Origin of the sequence: Falsiroseomonas selenitidurans, from assembly GCF_012103215.1 — a bacterium.
GTDB classification, from domain to species: domain Bacteria; phylum Pseudomonadota; class Alphaproteobacteria; order Acetobacterales; family Acetobacteraceae; genus Falsiroseomonas; species Falsiroseomonas selenitidurans.
In genome coordinates this window covers 74051-92435 of the sequence record NZ_JAAVNE010000001.1, presented here as the reverse complement: position 1 = coordinate 92435, position 18385 = coordinate 74051, and the positions used below count along the sequence as shown (strand labels likewise).

Annotated in this window: 12 protein-coding genes; 5 read left to right on the top strand and 7 right to left on the bottom strand. The window is 73.1% G+C overall.

The genetic code is table 11. The features are described from left to right. On the bottom strand, positions 1-3858 hold the full coding sequence (locus tag HEQ75_RS00415; RefSeq protein ID WP_168026934.1) for a translocation/assembly module TamB domain-containing protein: 3858 nt from the start codon (positions 3856-3858) through the stop codon (positions 1-3). Then, a complete protein-coding gene (locus HEQ75_RS00410; protein ID WP_328733123.1) occupies positions 3842-5728 on the bottom strand; it encodes an autotransporter assembly complex protein TamA in 1887 nt (628 codons plus the stop codon). The genes HEQ75_RS00415 and HEQ75_RS00410 overlap by 17 nt, the downstream gene beginning before the upstream one ends. 170 nt (positions 5729-5898) lie before the next feature. Here HEQ75_RS00410 and HEQ75_RS00405 point away from each other — a divergent pair, with 170 nt between their 5' ends. Then, complete coding sequence (locus tag HEQ75_RS00405; protein WP_168026932.1) at positions 5899-7050, top strand: amidohydrolase; 1152 nt, start codon at positions 5899-5901, stop codon at positions 7048-7050. A gap of 99 nt (positions 7051-7149) precedes the next feature. On the opposite strand, the gene HEQ75_RS00400 is transcribed toward HEQ75_RS00405, so the two are convergent. After that, positions 7150-8109 carry an alpha/beta hydrolase gene (locus HEQ75_RS00400; protein WP_168026931.1) on the bottom strand — a complete coding sequence of 320 codons (960 nt, stop codon included), beginning with the start codon at positions 8107-8109 and terminating at the stop codon, positions 7150-7152. A gap of 91 nt (positions 8110-8200) precedes the next feature. On the opposite strand from HEQ75_RS00400, the gene HEQ75_RS28650 reads away from it, so the two are divergent. Beyond that, positions 8201-10834: a bifunctional acetate--CoA ligase family protein/GNAT family N-acetyltransferase gene (locus tag HEQ75_RS28650; protein WP_268887687.1), complete on the top strand. Its 2634-nt coding sequence runs from the start codon at positions 8201-8203 to the stop codon at positions 10832-10834. A gap of 110 nt (positions 10835-10944) precedes the next feature. On the opposite strand, the gene HEQ75_RS00390 is transcribed toward HEQ75_RS28650, so the two are convergent. The 4 genes from HEQ75_RS00390 to otnI all read right to left on the bottom strand — a co-directional run bounded on the left by HEQ75_RS00390 (position 10945) and on the right by otnI (position 14409). Then, positions 10945-11820 carry a helix-turn-helix domain-containing protein gene (locus HEQ75_RS00390; protein ID WP_168026930.1) on the bottom strand — a complete coding sequence of 292 codons (876 nt, stop codon included), beginning with the start codon at positions 11818-11820 and terminating at the stop codon, positions 10945-10947. 256 nt (positions 11821-12076) lie between these two features. Continuing rightward, complete coding sequence (locus HEQ75_RS00385) at positions 12077-12961, bottom strand: 2-hydroxy-3-oxopropionate reductase (protein WP_168026929.1); 885 nt, start codon at positions 12959-12961, stop codon at positions 12077-12079. A gap of 20 nt (positions 12962-12981) precedes the next feature. Further along, positions 12982-13626, bottom strand: a complete 645-nt coding sequence (locus HEQ75_RS00380) for an isochorismatase family protein (RefSeq protein ID WP_168026928.1) — start codon at positions 13624-13626, stop codon at positions 12982-12984. A 3-nt stretch (positions 13627-13629) separates the two neighbouring features. After that, positions 13630-14409 (bottom strand): 2-oxo-tetronate isomerase, encoded by a 780-nt coding sequence (gene otnI / locus HEQ75_RS00375; protein ID WP_168026927.1) that lies wholly within the window; start codon positions 14407-14409, stop codon positions 13630-13632. A 144-nt stretch (positions 14410-14553) separates the two neighbouring features. Between otnI and HEQ75_RS00370 the strand changes: the two genes are divergently transcribed. The 3 genes from HEQ75_RS00370 (at position 14554) to HEQ75_RS00360 (ending at position 18384) form a co-directional block, all read left to right on the top strand. After that, positions 14554-15630, top strand: coding sequence for an AI-2E family transporter (locus tag HEQ75_RS00370; RefSeq protein ID WP_168026926.1), 1077 nt, complete (start codon positions 14554-14556; stop codon positions 15628-15630). Positions 15631-15746: 116 nt separating this feature from the next. Then, positions 15747-17339, top strand: coding sequence for an ABC transporter substrate-binding protein (locus HEQ75_RS00365; RefSeq protein WP_168026925.1), 1593 nt, complete (start codon positions 15747-15749; stop codon positions 17337-17339). 61 nt (positions 17340-17400) lie between these two features. Then, positions 17401-18384 (top strand): ABC transporter permease, encoded by a 984-nt coding sequence (locus HEQ75_RS00360; protein ID WP_168026924.1) that lies wholly within the window; start codon positions 17401-17403, stop codon positions 18382-18384. Position 18385 lies beyond the last annotated feature (1 nt).

Sequence of the window (18385 nt, the reverse complement as noted above, 5' to 3'; positions counted from 1 at the left end):
TCAGCGCCCCCATTGCCATTCCATGGTCACGCCGACGCGCTCCCCGGCCTCCCGGTCGCCGGTCTCGGCTTCCAGCTTGATGCGCGGCGTGATGTCGACCCGCACCCCGACGCGGGAGGACCCTGTCTCTGTCCCCTGGCGCACGCCGACGAAGACGCCATCGGCCACGTAACGCCCGGCTTCCAGCGTCGGGCCGGAGCGCTCCTCGGCCGTCGTGGTCCGGCCCGCCGTCTCGCCGCCGCCGCCCACGGAAAGCCGATCCAGCCCCAGCGTCTGCCGCACCCGGTCCAGCACCCCCGCGGCGCCGCCGCCGGCAATGCCGGTGGCACCCGCGATGGCCTGGGCGATCTGCGCGATCTCGAAGGCGGACAGCGCGCTGACCGGCCGGTCGAACAGCAGCCGCGCCAGGATCTCGTCCTGCGGCAACTCCGGCGAGGAGGAGAAGGTGATCACGGGCTGGCCCGGCGGGCCGGTGATGGCGACGGAGACGGTGGTGCCGCCGGTCTGGCTGGTCGCCTCGAAATCCAGGTCCGGGATCAGGCCGCCGCTGAAATCCAGCCGGCCGCGGCTGAAGGTCAGGCGGCGGCCGACGATCTGGAACTCGCCCCGCACCAGGGCGAGTTGCCCGACGATCTCGGGGCTGGCGACGGTGCCGCCGATCTGCAGCGTGCCGCCCAGCTCCGCATCCAGGCCGCGGCCGCGCACGAAGACGCCGCGCGGCGCCTCGAAGCGGATATCGAGCGCGATCGGCGCCGCCGCCTCCGCCTGCGCTGTCGCCGCCGTGCGGCGCGGTGGCGGCGTGGCACGGCCCGGCACGCGGCCCACCTCCGTCACCGGGCCCAGGCTGCGGACGGAAGCCGGAAGCTGATCCGGCACGCGGATATCCGCCCGCCGCAGCCGCACCACCCCGGCCAGGCGCGACCCGGTGGCCAGCCCGCCGGTCAGCGCCAGTTCCGCATCCACCGCGGCGGTGATGAGGTCGGAGGCGACGGGCTGCGCCTGCACCGCGCGCAGCATCAGGTCCACCGGCAGGCTCGCCTCCAGCGGCGCCACGGTGCCGCCCAGCGCGATGCGCCCCTGGCCGGCGGTGCGGCCGGTGAGGTCCAGCCGCAGGCGCGGCCCCTCCGCGGCGATGGTGCCGGCCAGCTGGGTCAGCGCCACGCCCAGCACCGCGTTGCGGTAGGAGCCGCCGGCCAGCCGCGCCTGCCCGCCGAGGACCGGGTTCGCCACCGTGCCGCCGATGCGCAGGCCGAGGTCGAGCCGCCCGGCCACGCGGTCCGCCCCCGCCGCCAGCAGCGGCTGCGCCAGCGCGCCGAGGTCGGCCTGCCCGTCCAGCGACCCGTCCAGCGGCCCGGTCGGCCCCTGCGGCAGCCTTGCCGCCGCCACCAGCCGCGTGCCGGCGCCAAGGCCGAGCGTGGCGCGGGCGGTGATGGCGCCCTCGGCGGTGCGGGTGGCTTCCGCCTGGACCCCGGCCGGCGGTAGGCCGCGCGCCCAGGCCGCGCCGGCGCGCAGGTTGCTGGCGCGCAGCGTGGCAGCGATGGCGGGCGCCGTGCCGGGACCGGTGATCCGTGCCTCCGCCTGCACCCGCCCGCTGGGCGTCACGCCGGGCACCAGCGGCGCGATGCCCGCCAGGTCCGGCAGGTTGAGCGTGGCGCGCAGATCGGCCCGCGCCGCCGACCAGGTGCCGGCGAGGTTCAGCGTGCCGCCGCGGCCGCTGGTGACGGACAGCGCCGCCACCTCCACCGCGCCATCCGGGCGCAGCACCAGCCGGGCCGGGGCGGCGAGGCGGATGGTCTCGCCCTGGCCGGCGAGGCTCAGCGCCGCCAGCTCCAGCCGCCGCGCGCCATCCTCCAGCGTCGCCAGGCGGCCGCGCGCCGCCATCGCCGTGCCGGAGAGCTGGCCGGAGAGGGCAAAGTCCAGCGCCGCCAGTGTGCCTTCCACCGTCGCCGTGATGTCGCGCGCCTGGGTGCCGGAGACGGTCAGGCGCGGCGCGGCCAGGCGCAGACGCACCGCCTGCTGGCCATCCTGGGCGGACAATGCCGCCTCCAGCCGCAAGGCGCCGGCCAGCGGCGTGCCGGCAATGGCCGAGAGCGGCGCCAGCGCCTCCGCCGCCAGGGTGGCATCGCCGCTGAAGACCAGGCTGCCGGTGTCCAGCACGCCGTCTGCCGTCAGCGTCGCCGGACCCAGCCGCGCGCTGGCCGCCTCCAGCCGCACCCGGCCCTCCGGCAGCGGTGCGGCGCGGAGATCGAGCGCCAGGGGCAGGCCCTGGAAACGCCCGCTGGCCGCCGCCTGCACGGCCGGGGCGGAGGCCGGGTTGGCGATGCGCGCCTCCAGCCGCAGCGCCTCCAGCACCTGGCCGGCCATCTCCAGCCGGTCGGACTGTACCTGCACCGTCAGGCTGGGGTCGGCGAGGGGGCCGCTGGCGGTGCCTTCCAGCCGCAGCGCGCCGCCCAGGCCCGGCGCCGCGCCTTCGACGGAGGCGAGGTCGGCGGAAAAGCGCAGGTCCAGCGTCTCTCCCACCTGGCCTTCCGCCTGGGCCTGCAGCGCCGCACCCGCCACCCGCAGCAGCGCGATCCGCCCCGGCGCCGTGGCGCGCAGCGTCACGCGCGGGGTGGCGCCGAGCATCGCCTGCACCGGATGGAGGGGCGAGGCGAAGCCCTGCGCTGCCAGCGTGGCATCGACGCTGGGCGCGGCCAGGGGACCCTGCACGGTGCCGCGCAGCGCCAGCCCGTCCCAGGCCAGCACGCCTTCCGGCAGCAGCGCGGCGAAGGCCCGGGAGCCGGCGAGGTCGGCCTCCACAAGCAGGTCGGCGGTGGCGAGGTCGGCCGCCAGGATGCCGCGGGCGGCGATGCGCCCGGCGGCGCCGCGCAATTCCAGCCGGCGCAGGTCGATGGCGCCATCCGCCATGCGCCCTGAATCCAGCGCCAGCGCCAAGGGCCCGGCAAGGCCGGCGAGCGGGCCTTCCATCAGGGCGGAGGCATCGGCGGTGCCGCGCAGCGTGGCGCCCAGCCGGTCCAGCGCCGGGGCGCGCAGCGTGCCGGTGAGATCCAGCGACAGGCCGGGCCCGGCCGCGGCGCGCAGCGTCAGCGCGGCTTCCTCTGCCGGGCCATCCAGGGTCAGGTCCAGGTCGATCGGCCGGCCCGCCTGGCCGATCAGCGCCGGGATCGGGCCGCCGGCGGCGTCGTGCAGGTGGATCTCCGCCGTCAGCCGGCCGCTTGCCGGGCGCAGCGCCGCCTGCAGGGCCAGCCGGGTCGCGCCCTGCGGCGCCGTCACATCCAGGCTGGCGGTCAGGCCGGCGGCATCCAGCAGCGCCTGGCCCTCCGCGCGCAGCACCGCCGCCTGGCCGGCCACCGCCGGCGCCAGCTCGATCCGCGCCAGGGCCAGCCGCTCCAGCCGCACCGCCACGGGAAGCTGCGGCAGTTGCGGCAGCAGCGGGCCGGGCGGCGCATCCTCCGCCACCGGCGCCGTCTCGCCCTGCGGCAGGCGCAGCACCGCCAGGCGTTCCGCCGCCAGCAGGTTCACCTGGGCGGTGCCGGACAGCAGGGCGCGCGGGTCCCAGTCCACCGCCACATCCTGCATCTCCAGCCACACGCCCTGGTCATCGGACAGCGTCAGCCGGGCGATGGAAAGCCGGCCGGGCAGGGGGCCGCCCAGGCCTTCCAGCCGCAGCCCGGGCACGAAGGATTCCGCCAGGCCCGCCAGCCGCGCCCGCCCGCCTTCGCTGTTGGCGTAGAGCAGGGCGCCGCCCAACAGCGCCACCGGCAGCAGCACCAGCAGCAGCAGCAGCGCGAGCGTCCAGCGCAGCCAGCGTCGACCGCGGGGGGGTGGCGCCTGCCGCGCCTCAGAAGGCCTGGCCAAGTCCGACATACAGGCCATACCCATCATCGCCGGACTGCTTGTTCAGCGGTATCGCCACATCGAGCCGCAGCGGCCCGATCGCCGTGGCGTAGCGCACGCCAAGGCCGGCGCCGAGCCGCACCTCCTCGAAGTCCGGCGTCTCCTCCTCCCCCACCGAGCCGCCATCGAGGAAGGCGACCATGCCGAGCGCGCCGGACAGGCGCTGGCGCAGCTCCACCGAACCCTCCACCAGGCTCGCCCCGCCTTCCGCCCGGCCCTGGGAGTCGCGCGGGCCGATGCCCTGATAGGCGTAGCCGCGCACAGACCCGCCGCCGCCCGCATAGAAGCGCTTGTCCAGCGGCACGGTCCGGTCGGCGAACAGCAGGCTGCCGAGCGAGCCGCGCAGCGCCAGGATGCTGCTGCCGCTGCCGGTCAGGTCGAAATAGGTCCGCAGCGTCGCCACGCTGCGCACGAAACCGCCGCCCTCGGCGATGTCGGCATAGGGCACGGCGAGCAGGCTGGCGCGGAAGCCGCGGCGCGGATCCAGCGGCGAATCGGTGTTGTCGTAGCGCGCGCCCATCACCAGGCCGGCCAGGGTGAAGGGCTCCAGGTTGTCATCGCGGCCGATCCGCCCGGTCTCGAAGGTCGGGCCGGACTGCAGCACCCAATTGTCGCCGAAGGGCCGTTCCAGCAGGGCGGAGAGGGTGACGCCGTCGCGGTCATAGGCGTCCAGCCGCTCCCGCTCCGTCTTCGCCTCCAGCACCAGGGTGGTACGGCCATCGATCAGGCCGGGGCGGCGCAGATTGGCTGACAGCCGCAGGTTGGTGTCGTCCGTCTCGCTGCCAAGGCGCGACGCCTCCGCCTCCAGCCGCAGCCGCTCGGCATTGCCGAACAGGTTGCGGCGTTCGTAGTAGACCGACGTGGTGGGGCCGTAATTCGTCTCATAGGCCAGCGTCACGCCGGCGGCGTTGCGCGGGCGGTCGGAGACGGTGAAGGTCACCGGCAGATTGCCCGCCGCATCCAGCCGCCCCGCCGCCCGGGCGCGCACGCTGTCGAAGACGCCGAGGTTCAGCAATTCTCGCCGCGTCGCATCGAGCCGCGAGGGCGCATAGGGCTCGCCCGCCAGGCGGTTGGTGATGCGCGCCAGCAGGCCGGGGCTGACCGCGGTGTCGCCGGCGATCGCCGGCCTGGCGAAGCGGGCTTCCGGGCCGGGGTTCAGGGTCCAGGTGACGTCCATCACCTGCTCCTCGTGGTTCACCAGCACTTCCCGGTCCACCACCGCCGCCAGCGGATGGCCGGCGACGCGCAGCCGGTCGAGCAGCGCCGCCTCCGCATCCAGCACCGGGCCAGTGCGCGCCGGCTCCCCGGGCAGCAGGCCGGGCGGCTGGCCGAGCGCATCCACCGGGCCGGCGCCGGCCGGATCCTCCGCGCGCAGGGCGATGCGGCGGAAGCGGTAGCGCGGGCCGGGGGTGACGGTGACCTCCACCGGCACGCCGCTGCCCGCCGGCAGGGCGGCCAGGCGCTGCGCCAGGCCCGGGGCATCCGCCGGCTCGCCGGCCAGGCGCACGCTGATGCGCCCGGCCCAGAAGCCTTCCGCGCGCAGCACCTCGTCCAGCCGCGGCGGCTCGCCCAGGGCGCGGGCCACCAGCCCATAGGCATCGACCGGTGCTTCCTCCGCCAGGCGTCGGAGGCGGGAGGCCTGCTCGATGGGCTCGTCCAGCGCCGGCGCACCGATCGGGGTGAAGGTGACGGTGTAGGGGATGGTGCCGGCCGCGGCGGCCGGGATCGGCGCCGACTCGGCGGCGTCCGGCACGGCCGGTGCCTGCGCCACGGCAGGGGCGGCGAGGAGCAGGAACAGGCCGGCGAGGGGAGCGCGAATGGAGTGTTTCACCTGGTCTGCAAGCGCCCGGAAGCGCGGCGGGTTCCATCGCAGGGGTGGGTATCGGGCGCGGACATGCAAGCCCTGGTGGCGGCCGCCGCCGCCCAGCGGGCCATCGACCGAAGCCGTAACGCCCCGCCGCGCCAATTTCCCCGGCCCCACCCTTGCTGTAGGATCCGCCGATGGACACCGCATTCGCCGAGACCCTCGCAGCCTGGCGTCGCCACCTGCACGCCAACCCTGGCCTGACCCTGCATGAACAGGCCACCGCCGCCTTCGTGGCGGAGAAATTGCGCGGCATGGGGGTGACCGAGATCACCGAGGGCTTCGGCGGCCATGGCGTGGTGGCCACGCTGCGCCGCGGCGGCGGCAACCGCAGCGTCGGCCTGCGCGGCGACATGGACGCGCTGCCGATCCAGGAAGTGAACCAGGACCTGCCCTGGCGCAGCACCGTCCCCGGCGTGATGCATGCCTGCGGCCATGACGGCCACACCACCGCCCTGCTGGGCGCGGCGCAGCTTCTGCTGCAGGACAGGGCCTGGACGGGCACGGTGCATCTGGTGTTCCAGCCGGCGGAGGAAGGGGGTGGCGGGGCCCGCAGCATGGTGGCGGAGGGGCTGTTCAGCCGCTTCCCCATGGACCGCATCTTCGGCTGGCATAATTGGCCCGGGCTGCCGGTTGGCACCATCGCCGTGCATGACAAGGCCGTGATGGCCGCCGGCGCCCGCTTCGACATCACCTTCGATGGCCACGCCGCCCACGCCGCCCTGCCGCACCTCTCCCGCGACCCGATGCTGGCCGCCGGCCATTGCATCGTGGCGCTGCAGAGCATCGTCGCGCGCAACCTGGACCCGGTGGCCGGCGGCGTCGTCAGCGTCACCATCGTGCAGGGCGGCGAGGCGCAGAACCAGATCCCGGCCCGCGTGGTGCTGAAGGGCACCGCCCGCTGGCTGGAGGGAAGCGCCGGGGAGGCGATCCAAGAGGGGCTGGTGCGGGTCGCCGAAGGCATCGCCGCCACCTGCGGCGTCATGGCCACGATCGGCTGGCGCCAGGGTGTGGAGGTGACGGCGAACCACCCGGCGGAACGCGACCTGGCCGCCGCCGCCGCCGCCGCGGTGGCCCCGCTGCGCCGCGACCTGCCGCCGGCCATGACCGGGGAGGATTTCTCCTGGTTCCTGAAGGAGGCGCCGGGCGCCTTCGTCTGGATCGGCAACGGCCCGGCCGAGGGCGGGCGCGAACTGCACAACCCGCATTACGACTTCAACGACGATGTGCTGCCGGTGGCCAGCGGCTTCCTGGCGGAAGTGGCGAAGCGGGCGCTGGCCGGCGGCTGAGCCGCGCCCCGGGCGTGCCGGGGACCCGGCGGCCGGCCTTGCTGCCCGCTGATGCCGTCGGGATGTTCCCGGCGCCTTCGTGCATTGGTTCCGGGGCGGTCAGCCGAGCACCCGCCCCAGCCAGGCGCCGGCCTGTTCCACCGCGCTGCGGGCCGCGGCCACGTGGTTCATGGAACGCAGGAAGCCATGCGCGGTGCCCGGGAACACCGCCTGTTCCACCGCCACCCCGGCCGCGCGCAGCTTGTCCCCCATCGCGCGGTTCTCGGCGGCCAGCACGTCCAGCTCCGCGATGTGCAGCAGGCAGGGCGGAAGGCCGGTCAGGTCGCCGCGCAGCGGGCTCGCCAGCGGGTTCAGCCGGTCCGCCGGCCGCGGCGCGTAGCAATCCCAGTAGAAGCGCATCTTCTCCCGCGTCAGGAAGTAGCCATCGGCGAATTCCGCATAAGACGGTGTGGCAAAATCGGCGTCGAAGACCCCGTAATTCAACAATAAACCTCGCAGCTTCAGCGCCGGATCCGTCTGCCGCAGCAGCAGCGCCACCCCCATGGCCAGGTTCGCCCCGGCGCTGTCGCCGCCCAGCACGATGCGGGACGGGTCCAGCCCCCATGCGGCGCCCTGCGTCGCCACCCAGCGCAGCACGGCGGCGCATTCCTCCAGCGCCTGGGGGAAGGGGGCCTCCGGGCTGAGCGCGTAGTCCGGGCCGAGCACGGCGCAGCCGGCGCGGTTGGCGTATTCGCGCATCAGCCGGTCATGCGTGTCGATGCTGTTCCAGACCCAGCCGCCGCCATGGATGTAGACCAGCACCGGCAGCGGCCCCGCCCCGGCCTGGGGGCGATGCAGCCGGCACAGCAGCCGCCGGCCGCGCACGGGCAGCCAGCGATCCGCGCTTTCCGCCATCACCGGCCCGCCTTCGGTCAGCGGCGTGTTCAGCGCATCGGTCTGCGCCCGCGCCGCGTCCAGGGGCGGCACCAGCAGGATCGGCGGCTGATCCGCCGCGCGCGCCTCCATCATGGCCTGGAAGGCGAGCATCTCGGGGTCCCAGCGCGGATCTTGGGCGGGCATGGTGCGTCCTGTAACCGGTCCTCCGGTATCGGAGGCGGGAATCGCCGCCCCTGCAAGCCCCGGCGACTTGCGGGCGCCAACCCTCCGACGCATGGTGCGCTGCACAATGAGCCTGCCGAACCCCTCCGCCAGCCGCTTCCGCGAACAGGCGTTGTACCGGCCCCGCCATGTGCTGCTGCTGGCCGATCCGGCGCTGCCGGCCACGGCCCCGCTGGCGGCGAACCTCGCCGCGGGTGGCTTCACCGGCACCCTTGTGACGCTGGGACCGGGCGATGTCGGGCAGATCCCCGGGCTGGCGCAGGCGCCGGACCTCGCCGTTCTGTCCCTGGCGGCCGAGGCGCTGGAGCCGGCCATGGCCGCCCTGGCCGCGCGGGGCTGCCGCGCGGCGGTGGTGCCCGGCCCGGTGGGGGAGGCATCCGGCGGGCTGGCGGCGATCTGCCGGCGCACCGGGATGCGGGCGCTGGGGCCGGGCAGCTTCGGCATCTGCGTCCCCGGCATCGGGCTCAATGCCTCGCTCTCCCACCTGCCGCCGCGGCGCGGGCGGCTGGCCCTGGTCGGGCAATCCTCCGCCCTCGCCCGCGCCGTGCTGGACTGGGCGGAGGCCGAATCGGTCGGCTTCAGCCATGTCATCGGCATCGGCGAGAACAGCGATCTCGGCTTCGCCCATGCGCTGGACTGGCTTTCCCGTGACCCCGGCACCGGCGCCATCCTGCTGGAACTGCGCCACATCAAGGACCGGAGGCTGTTCATCTCGGCGGCGCGGGCCGCGGCGCGGATGCGCCCGGTGGTGGCGATCCGCGCCGGCGGGCGGCTGGCCGATCCCTCCGGCACCGCCGATGCGGTGATGGAGGCGGCGCTGCGCCGCGCCGGCGTGCTGCGGGTGGCGGGGCTGGATGATCTGCTCTCGGCGGCGGAGACGCTGGCCCGGGTGAAGCTGATGGCCGGCGCCGCGCCGGGCGGCGGCATCGCGCTGGTCGCCAATGCCACCGGCCCAGCGCTGCTCGGCGCCGACGCGGTGCTGGCCGGCGGCGCCCGGCTGGCCGATATCCCGGAGGACGCGGCCCAGGCGCTGGCGATGGGCCTTCGCCCCGGCTGGTCCGGTCGCAACCCGCTGGTGCTCGGCGCGCAATCCGGCAACGCGCTGGGCGAGGCGGCGGCGATGCTGGCCGCGGTGCGCGGGGTGGATGCGGTGGTGGCGCTGCACGCCCCGGCGGCGGGCGAGGATGCGGCACTGATCGCGGCCACGCTGTCCGCCGCCGCGCGCGCCACCCGCGCCGCGCCCATCCTGGTGGGCTGGGCCGGCCAGGCCACGGCGGGGCCGCAGCGGGCGGCGCTGGCGCAGGCCGGGCTGGCGGTGTTCCCGACGCCGGAAGCCGCGGTGCGCGGCGCCCTGCACCTGCTGCAGGACCGGCGCAACCGGGCGGCGGCGGCCGAGCTGCCGGGGCGGCAGGTGCTGGCCCTGCAGCCGGATCGCAGCCGCGTCGCGGCGCTGCTGGCGGCGGTGCGGGCCGAGGGTCGGCTGGCCCTGATGGAGGATGAGGCGCTGTCGATCCTCGCCGCCTATGGCCTGCCCGTGGTGGCGGGGCGGGTGGCGGCGGATGCGGCGGAAGCCGGACGGGTGGCAGAGGCGCTGGGCTTCCCGGTGGTGCTGAAGCTGCGCAGCCCGGATATCGACCGCAAGACGGAACTGGGCGGCGTGGTGCTCGGCCTGGGTGATGCCGCGGCGGTGCAGGCGGCGGCACTGGCCATGGCGGCGCGGGCGGCGGCGGAGCGCCCTGCGGCGCGGCTGGCCGGGTTCCTGGTGCAGCGCCAGGCCGGGCGGGCGCAGGAGTTGCGCATGCGCCTGGCGGAGGATGCGATGTTCGGCCCCTTCCTGGGCTTCGGCCTGGGCGGCACGGCGGCCGACCTTCTGGGCGATGAGGGGCTGGATCTGCCGCCGCTGAACCACGCCCTGGCCCGCGCGCTGATCGACCGCACCCGTGCCGGGCCGCTGCTGGCCGGCTACCGCGACCACAAGCCGGTGCCGCTGGACGCGGTGGCGGAGGCGCTGGTGCGGCTGTCCCAGATCGCCGTGGACTTCCCCGAAATCGCCGGCTTCGGCGTGAACCCGCTCTTCGCCGATGCCGGCGGCGTCACCGCAGCGGACGCTGCCTGCACGCTTCGCCCGGCCGGGCAGGGGCGGCTGCTGGCCGTGCCGCCCTATCCCGAGGAGTGGGTGCGGCCCTGGCAGCCGCGCAGCGGCCCGCCCCTGCTGGTGCGCCCGATCCGCCCCGAGGATGCGGAAGCCCATGCCGAGATGTTCCGCCGCCTGACGCCGGAGGATGTGCGCTGGCGCTTCTTCAGCCAAATGCGGGAATTGCCGGCGGTGCTGGTCGCCCGGCTGACGCAGATCGATTACGACCGGGAGATGGCCTTCGTCGCCGTGCGCCCCCGGGAGGATGGAACGGAGGACATGCTGGGCGTCTCCCGGCTGATCCGGGAGGGGGATGGCGAGACCGGTGAGTTCGCCGTGGTGGTGGACCGCTCCATGAAGGGCCAGGGCCTCGGCCGCCACCTGATGGACCTGCTGTTCGCCTGGGCGCGCGAGACCGGGATCCGTGAGATCGTCGGCCAGGTGCTGGCGGATAACGTGCCGATGCTGGGCTTCATCCGCGCCCTCGGCTTCACCACGCGACGCAGCCCGGAGGATGAGGAGGTGGTGGAGGCCCGGCGCCGCGTCGACTAGGACGTCGGGGGCAGCCGTTGCCGGTTGCTGCGGCAGGACCGGCACCGCGGCAGGGGCGGAACAGCGCCGCCGGGCCGACCCGCGGGTGGTTTGAAACGGTCTGTCGTCCCTCAGCCGGGGACGCTGCGGATCATCTCCCGAACCCGGGCGGCCGCGGCGACGCCCTTCATCGCATCGCGCCAGGCCACTTCCGCCACGCGCTGATGCGCGGCCACCGCCTCATCCGCCGCGGTGATGGAGCCGACGCCGAGGCCGCCATTGGGGGGCGTGTCGGCCGGGAAGGGGGAGGCGACGACATGCGCCCTTTCCCGCCCGCGCAGCACCATGAAGCCGCCGGTCGGCTCGACGCCCGAAGCCAGGCCCAGCTGCACGCCGATCGGCACGCTTTCCATCATCGCGGCGATCGCCTCCGCCTCCGCCCGTGCGGCGGCGAGGCAGCGCTGGCGGGTGCGGTCCGGCACCGGCAGGCCGGCGGCGACGCCTTCCTGCAGGAAGCGGCGCAGCGCGGCTTCACCGAGGATGGCGATGATGGTCGGGCGGCGGGCGGCATGCAGGCGCTTGCGGGCGGCGAGCAGGCCGAGTGCCTGGTCGGCGCTGGCCCGCGCCTGGAGCCGTTCCGGCGCGGCATCCGCGGCCTCGGTCCAGGCTTCCCCGACGGCACCGTCGAAGGCGTCGGTCGTGGTCTGGTAGCAGATGGCGCCGCCGACCAGCAGGATCTGGTCGGCCTGTTCTTCCACCTGCCGCAGGCGTTCCTGGAAGGCGAGGGGGCGCGCGAAATACTCCACGCCGATGCCCAGCAGCGACAGCGGCGAGATCTTCAGCAGTTCGGCCAGCCGCCGGATCGTGTCCAGCTTGATGACCTCGCCCTTCTCGTAACGGTACAGCGCGGCACGCGAGACACCCAGTCGCGCCGCGATCTCCTCGGCCCGGAGGCCGGATTCGAGGCGATAGGCCCGCAGTTGCTGCCCTATGTCCGCGAAGCGCATGCAATCCCCCGTAGGTCTCGTTGCTAAGATACAACCATGGTGCCGGAGACGGAATCTCAGGGACCAAGCTTCTAGACCTAAAATGCGGGACAGGCGCGCCGGAAGCAACGCGAAAAACACGGAAAAATTGTAGCTGTTCCCGGCGGTCCACATCCATTGGTTGTGGAGCGGGGCGGGGGCTGCCCCCGATACGGGCATCGATGACCCGTGGCGACGCGGCGGCCATCAAAATGGCCGCCACGTCTCACGCGGTTCGTCAGGCGTCCGGCGCGACCTTATGGGCTGCCAATGTTTCCAATGCCTTAACCATCCCGGAGTGGTCCCATCCGGCACCACCGAGGGCCGCGCAGGCGGCAAATAGCTGGGCCGTGCTGGCCGTATTCGGCAGGGCGACTCCAAGTTCCTTGCCCGCCTGCAGGGCGAGGTTGAGATCCTTCTGGTGCAGTTCGATGCGGAATCCGGGCGCGAAGGTGCGCTTGATCATCCGCTCCCCGTGCAGTTCAAGGATGCGTGAGGTGGCAAGCCCGCCCATCAGCGCCTGCCGCACCTTGGCCGGATCCGCCCCCGCCTTGCTGGCGAAGACCAGCGCCTCGCCCACCGCCTCGATGGTCAGGGCGACGATGATCTGGTTGGCGACCTTGCAGGTCTGGCCGGCGCCGGTCTCACCCACCAGGGTGATGTTCTTGCCCATCGACTCGAACAGCGGCTTGCCCCGCGCGAAGGCCGCCTCGCTGCCGCCCACCATGATGGTCAGCGTCGCCTGCTTCGCACCCACCTCGCCGCCCGAGACCGGCGCGTCCAGATAGTCGCAGCCCTTCTCGGCGATGCGCGCGGCGAAGCCCTTGGTGGCGGTCGGGCTGATCGAGGACATGTCGATCACCAGCTTGCCGGGGGAAAGCCCCTCCGCCACGCCCTTCGCACCGAACAGCGCGGCTTCCACATCGGGGGTGTCCGGCACCATCAGGATCACCACCTCCGCCGCCGCCGCCACGGCGGCGGCATCCGGCAGGATGGTGAAGGCCGCCCGCAGCTCGGCGGTCAGGCTGGCACGGTCCGGCGCCAGGATCTCGTGGCCGGCGGATTGCAGGTGCTGGGCCATGGGCTTGCCCATGATGCCCAGGCCGATGAAGCCGATCTTCATGTCGTGGTCTCCGTTGCGGGTCAGATGAGGTCGTCGGCCCGGGTGAAGCGCAGGCCCGCGGCGGCCAGCCGGGCCCGGCTGGCCGCCAGCAGCGCGTCCGGCCCCAGCCGGGCGCAGGCATCCTCCACCAGCCAGGTCTCGAAGCCGGCGGCCAGCGCGTCCTCCGCCGTCCAGTCGACGCAATAGGGGCGGGTGATGCCGGCGATGAACAGGCGTCGCACGCCCACCGCGCGCAGCCATTCCGCCAGGCCGGTGCCGGTCGCCCGGTCGTTCTCCCGGAAGGCGGAATAGCTGTCGATGGTGCGGCGGAAGCCCTTGCGCAGCACCAGCACCACCTTGGCCTGGTCGAGCGCCGGGTGGATTGCCGCCCCCGGCGTCGCCCGCACGCCATGGTCGGGCCACAGCGTCTGCGGGCCGTAGGGCAGTTCCACCTGTTCCAGCGGCGCCCGGCCCGGATGCTGGGACGCGAAGGACAGGTGCTGCGGGTGGTGCCAGTCCTGCGTCACCACGGCGCGGGCGATCGGCCCGGCCAGGATGCGGTTGATCACCGGGATCACCGCCTCCGCCCCCGGCACCGGCAACTCCGCCGGGCAGAGCGCCATGAAGGTCGGCTGCGGGTCGACGACCAGCAGCAAATCCCTCTCCGGATGCAGGGCGGGGCCCATGGCTCAGCCCTTGTAGGGGGCGAACCAGCCGAGGCCGGCGACCGTCTCCCCGGCCGGGCGGTATTCGCAGCCGATCCAGCCGCGGAAGCCCAGCGCGTCGATCCGGCCGAAGACGAAGGGCCAGTTCACCTCGCCGGTGCCGGGCTCGTTGCGGCCGGGATTGTCCGCCACCTGCATGTGGGCGATCAGCGGCAGGTGCTTCTCCATCCGCTTGACGATGTCGCCCTCCGTGATCTGGCAGTGGTACAGGTCGAACTGCAGACCGACCTTCTCGGCGCCCACGGCCATGATGACGGCGGCGGCCTGGTCCGTGGTGTTCAGGAAGAAGCCGGGGATGTCGCGGTGGTTGATCGGCTCGATCACCGGCTTGACGCCGGCCGGTGCGGCCTGTTCCGCCGCCCAGGCCAGGTTGGCGGCCAGCGTGCCGGTCATCGCATCATGCGGGCAGCCGGCGGGTGCCAGGCCGGACATGACATGGATGCGCGGGCAGGACAGCGCCGCGGCATAGTCCAGCGCCTTCCTGAAGCCTTCGCGGAATTCCGCCTGGCGGCCGGGCAGGGCGGCCTGGCCGCGCTCGCCCTGGCCCCAGTCGCCGGGCGGCGCGTTGAACAGCACCTGGGACAGGCCATTGTCCTTGAGCCGGGTGGCGATCTCGGCGGCCGGGAAATCATAGGGGAACAGGAACTCCACCGCCTTGAAGCCGGCCTTGGCGGACGCCTCGAACCGGTCGAGGAACGGCAGCTCGGTGAACATCAGCGAGATGTTGGCGGCAAAGCGCGGCATGGCGGGGCTCCCTCCCAGGATCGCCGGGTGATGCCTTGGCCCAGGGCGGCGGGCAAGCCCGCCGGGTTACAGCGGGGTGATGCGCGGCGCTGATGCGCGGCGGCGCGGCTTCCGCTAAGCCTCTAGCCCCACGCCGGAGACCGCATGCCCCAGGACCAGTCCATCCGCCCCGCGCGGCTTCTCGGGCTTGGTGCGCTGGTCGCGCTGGGGCTCGGCTGCTTCTGGGTGATGCGGCCCTTCATCTCCGCCCTGCTCTGGGCGGTGATCCTGGCCTACACCACCTGGCCCGCCTTCCGCATCCTGCGCGAACGCACCGGCCTCGGCCCCGGCAAGGCCGCGGCCATCATGGTGATCCTCGAATTCGTGCTGATCGGCCTGCCCCTGGTCTTCGCCACGCCGACGACGCGGGAGGAGATCGAGGGCCTGCGGAATTCGGTGGAAAGCCTGCTGCTGACCGGCCTGCCGAGCCTCGCCGCCTGGCTCGGCCGGCTGCCCTTCGTGGGGGAGTATGTGACAACCCTGCTGATGGGCTGGGATTCCACCTTCGCCGGCCTGTTCGACACGATCAGCCCCTATGCCGGCGAGATCGCCAGCAATGCGCTGGCGGTGCTGCTGGCGCTGCTGTCCGGGCTGGCGGAGCTGCTGATGGCGATCTTCCTGGCCTTCTTCTTCTACCGCGACGGCCCCGCCATGGCGGCCCATGCGGAACGGGTGATGGAGAAGATGGCCGGCCCCGGCACCCGCAGGCTCATCCTGCTGACCGGCAACGTCACCCGCGGCGTGGTCTATGGCCTGCTGGGCACCGCCGTGGTGCAGGGGGCGATGACCGTCTTCGGCCTGTGGATCGCCGGCGTGCCGCAGCCGGTGCTGCTGGGCGTGGTGGCCGGCGTGCTGTCCATCCTGCCGGTGGGCGCCCCGCTGGTGTGGATACCGGCCACCATCTGGCTGTTCACCCAGGGGGAAACCGGCTGGGGCCTGTTCATGTTGGTGTACGGGGCGGCGGGCATCTCCTCGGTGGACAATGTCATACGCCCCTGGCTGATCAGCCGCGGTGCCGACCTGCCCCTGCTGCTGACCCTGCTGGGCGCGATCGGCGGCGTCATTGGCTTCGGCATCCTCGGCCTGTTCCTCGGGCCGGTTCTCCTCGCCGTCGGCTTCACCCTGCTGCGCGAGTGGGCCGCGGACGGCACCGCCATCCCGCGCGGGCCCGATGGCGCTTGAGATCGGGCTTTCGCGGCTGGGCACGGCACGATATGGACCAGGGCTTCAGGCAGGTTTCCGGGGGAGCAGGCGGGCGCGACGACCCGCCGCTGCCCGCAACAGGGAGTACCGGGGTGATGCGTAGACTGCTTCTGGCGGCCGCCGCCATTCTCGCGCTGGGGGCCGCCATGCCGGCGCCCGCCGCCGCCCAGACCGTCCGCTGGGCCGCCAGCGGCGATCCCAATACCATGGACCCGCACAGCCAGAATGTCGGCACCGTGACGATGGTGCTGCAGCAGATCTACGATCCGCTGATCGCCCGCAACGCGGACCTGACACTGCGCCCGGGCCTGGCGCTGTCCTGGTCCCAGGTGGAGCCGATGCGCTGGCGCTTCGTGCTGCGCCCCGGCGTGAAGTTCCATGGCGGGGAGGGTTTCTCCGCCGATGACGTGGTGTTCAGCGTCACCCGCGCGCGCCAGCCCACCTCCAATTTCGGCATCTATGTCGATACGGTGGCCGAGGTGGTGAAGGTGGATGACCGGACGGTGGACATCGTCACCCGCATCCCGGACCCGATCCTCCCCAACAAGTTCGCCTCCGTCTACATGATGTCCAAGGCCTGGTCCGAGGCGAATGGTGCCGCCCGCCCGCAGAACACGCGGGCGCGAGAGGAGATGCACACCACCCGCAACACCAACGGCACCGGCGCCTTCATCCTGGCCAGCCGGGAGAATGATGTGCGCACCGTGCTGCGCCGCAACCCGGACTGGTATGGCTGGCGGGAGCCCGATGCCGCGCGGTCCAACGTGCAGGAGATCATCTTCCGGCCGATCTCCTCGGACGCCACGCGCGTCGCCGCGCTGCTGTCGGGCGAGGTTGATTTCGTGCTGGACCCGCCGCTGCAGGACCTGAACCGGCTGCGCAACGCGCCGAACATCCGCGTGCTGGAAGGGCCGGAGGTGCGCACCATCTTCCTGGCCTTCGACGTGGCGCGGCCGGAACTGCTGTATTCGGACGTGCGCGGCCGCAACCCGCTGGCCGACCTCCGCGTGCGCCAGGCGCTGTATCACGCGATCGACATCCAGGCGATCCACCGCACCACCATGCGCGGCCAGTCCGTGGTCACCGGCACCTTCTTCCCGCCGCAGGTCAACGGCTACAGCCAGGCGGAGGACACCCGCCTGGCCTTCGACCCGGCCCGCGCCCGCGCCCTGCTGACCGAAGCCGGCTTCCCGAACGGCTTCGGCCTGACGCTGGACTGCCCCAACAACCGCTACATCAACGACGAGCAGATCTGCCAGGCGATCGCCGCGATGTGGACGCGCATCGGCGTGCGCACCAGCGTCAAGGCGCAGCCGCTGGCGCCCTTCTTCGCCCAGATCCAGCGCCAGGACACCAGCGCCTACCTGCTGGGCTGGGGCGTGCCGACGCTGGATGCGCTGTATTCCTTCCAGTCGCTGCTGGCCACGCGCAACGGCCAGCAGGGCGACGGCATCTGGAACTATGGCGGCTATACCAGCCCGCGCATGGATGCGCTGGTGCAGCGCATGAAGACGCAGTCCGGGCCGGAACGCACCGCCGCGATCCATGAGGCGCTGCGCCTGTACCGGGAGGACGTGCCGCACATCCCGCTGCACCACCAGATGATTCCCTGGGCGATGCGGAGCAACTTCACCATCCCGCACGCCGCCAACAACCAGCCCTATTTCCGCTTCGCCCGCATCGACTGACGAGCGGGCCCGGCGGCGCCGTCGGGCGCCGCCGTCATCTTGCAAAGGACTGCCAGCACCCGTGTTCGCCTTCATCGTCAACCGCCTGCTGCAGGCGCTGCCCGTCATGCTGACGGTCTCGCTGCTGTCCTTCGCGATGTTCGCCTATGTCGGCGATCCGGTCGCCATCATGCTGGGGCAGGACTACACCATCGCCCAGCGCGACGCGCTGATCGCCGACCTCGGGCTGGACCAGCCCTTCTTCGTGCAGTTCGGCAAATTCGTCTGGAACGCCCTGCAGGGCGAATTCGGCCTGTCCTACCGGCTGTCGCGCCCCGTCGCGCAGCTGATCGTGGAACGCGCGCCGGCAACGCTGGAACTCGCGCTGTGCGCGGCCTTCCTGGCGCTGGCGGTGGGCGTGCCGATGGGGGTCTATACCGGGCTCTATCGCCATTCCTGGCTCAGCCGCTTCTTCCTGACCTTCAGCCTGATCGGCGTCTCGCTCCCCACCTTCCTGATCGGCATCCTGCTGATCCTGGTCTTCTCCGTCTGGCTTGGCTGGCTGCCCAGCTTCGGGCGGGGCGATACGGTCAACCTCGGCTGGTGGAGCACCGGCCTGCTGACCTGGTCGGGGCTGAAGGCGCTGATCCTGCCTTCCATCACGCTGGGCCTGTTCCAGCTGACGCTGATCATGCGCCTGGTGCGGGCGGAGATGATGGAGGTGCTGCGGACGGACTACATCAAGTTCGCCCGCGCCCGCGGCCTGACCAACCGGGCGGTGCATTTCGGCCATGCGCTGAAGAACACGCTGGTGCCGGTCATCACCATCACCGGCCTGCAGCTGGGCGCCATCATCGCCTTCGCCATCGTGACGGAGACGGTGTTCCAGTGGCCGGGGATGGGGCTGCTGTTCATCCAGTCCGTCGGTGTCGCCGACATCCCGGTGATGTCCGCCTACCTGCTGCTGATCGCGCTGATGTTCGTCACCATCAACCTGATCGTGGACCTGCTGTACTACGCGGTGGACCCGCGGCTCCGCATCGGCCGTGGCAAGGGGGCGCACTGAG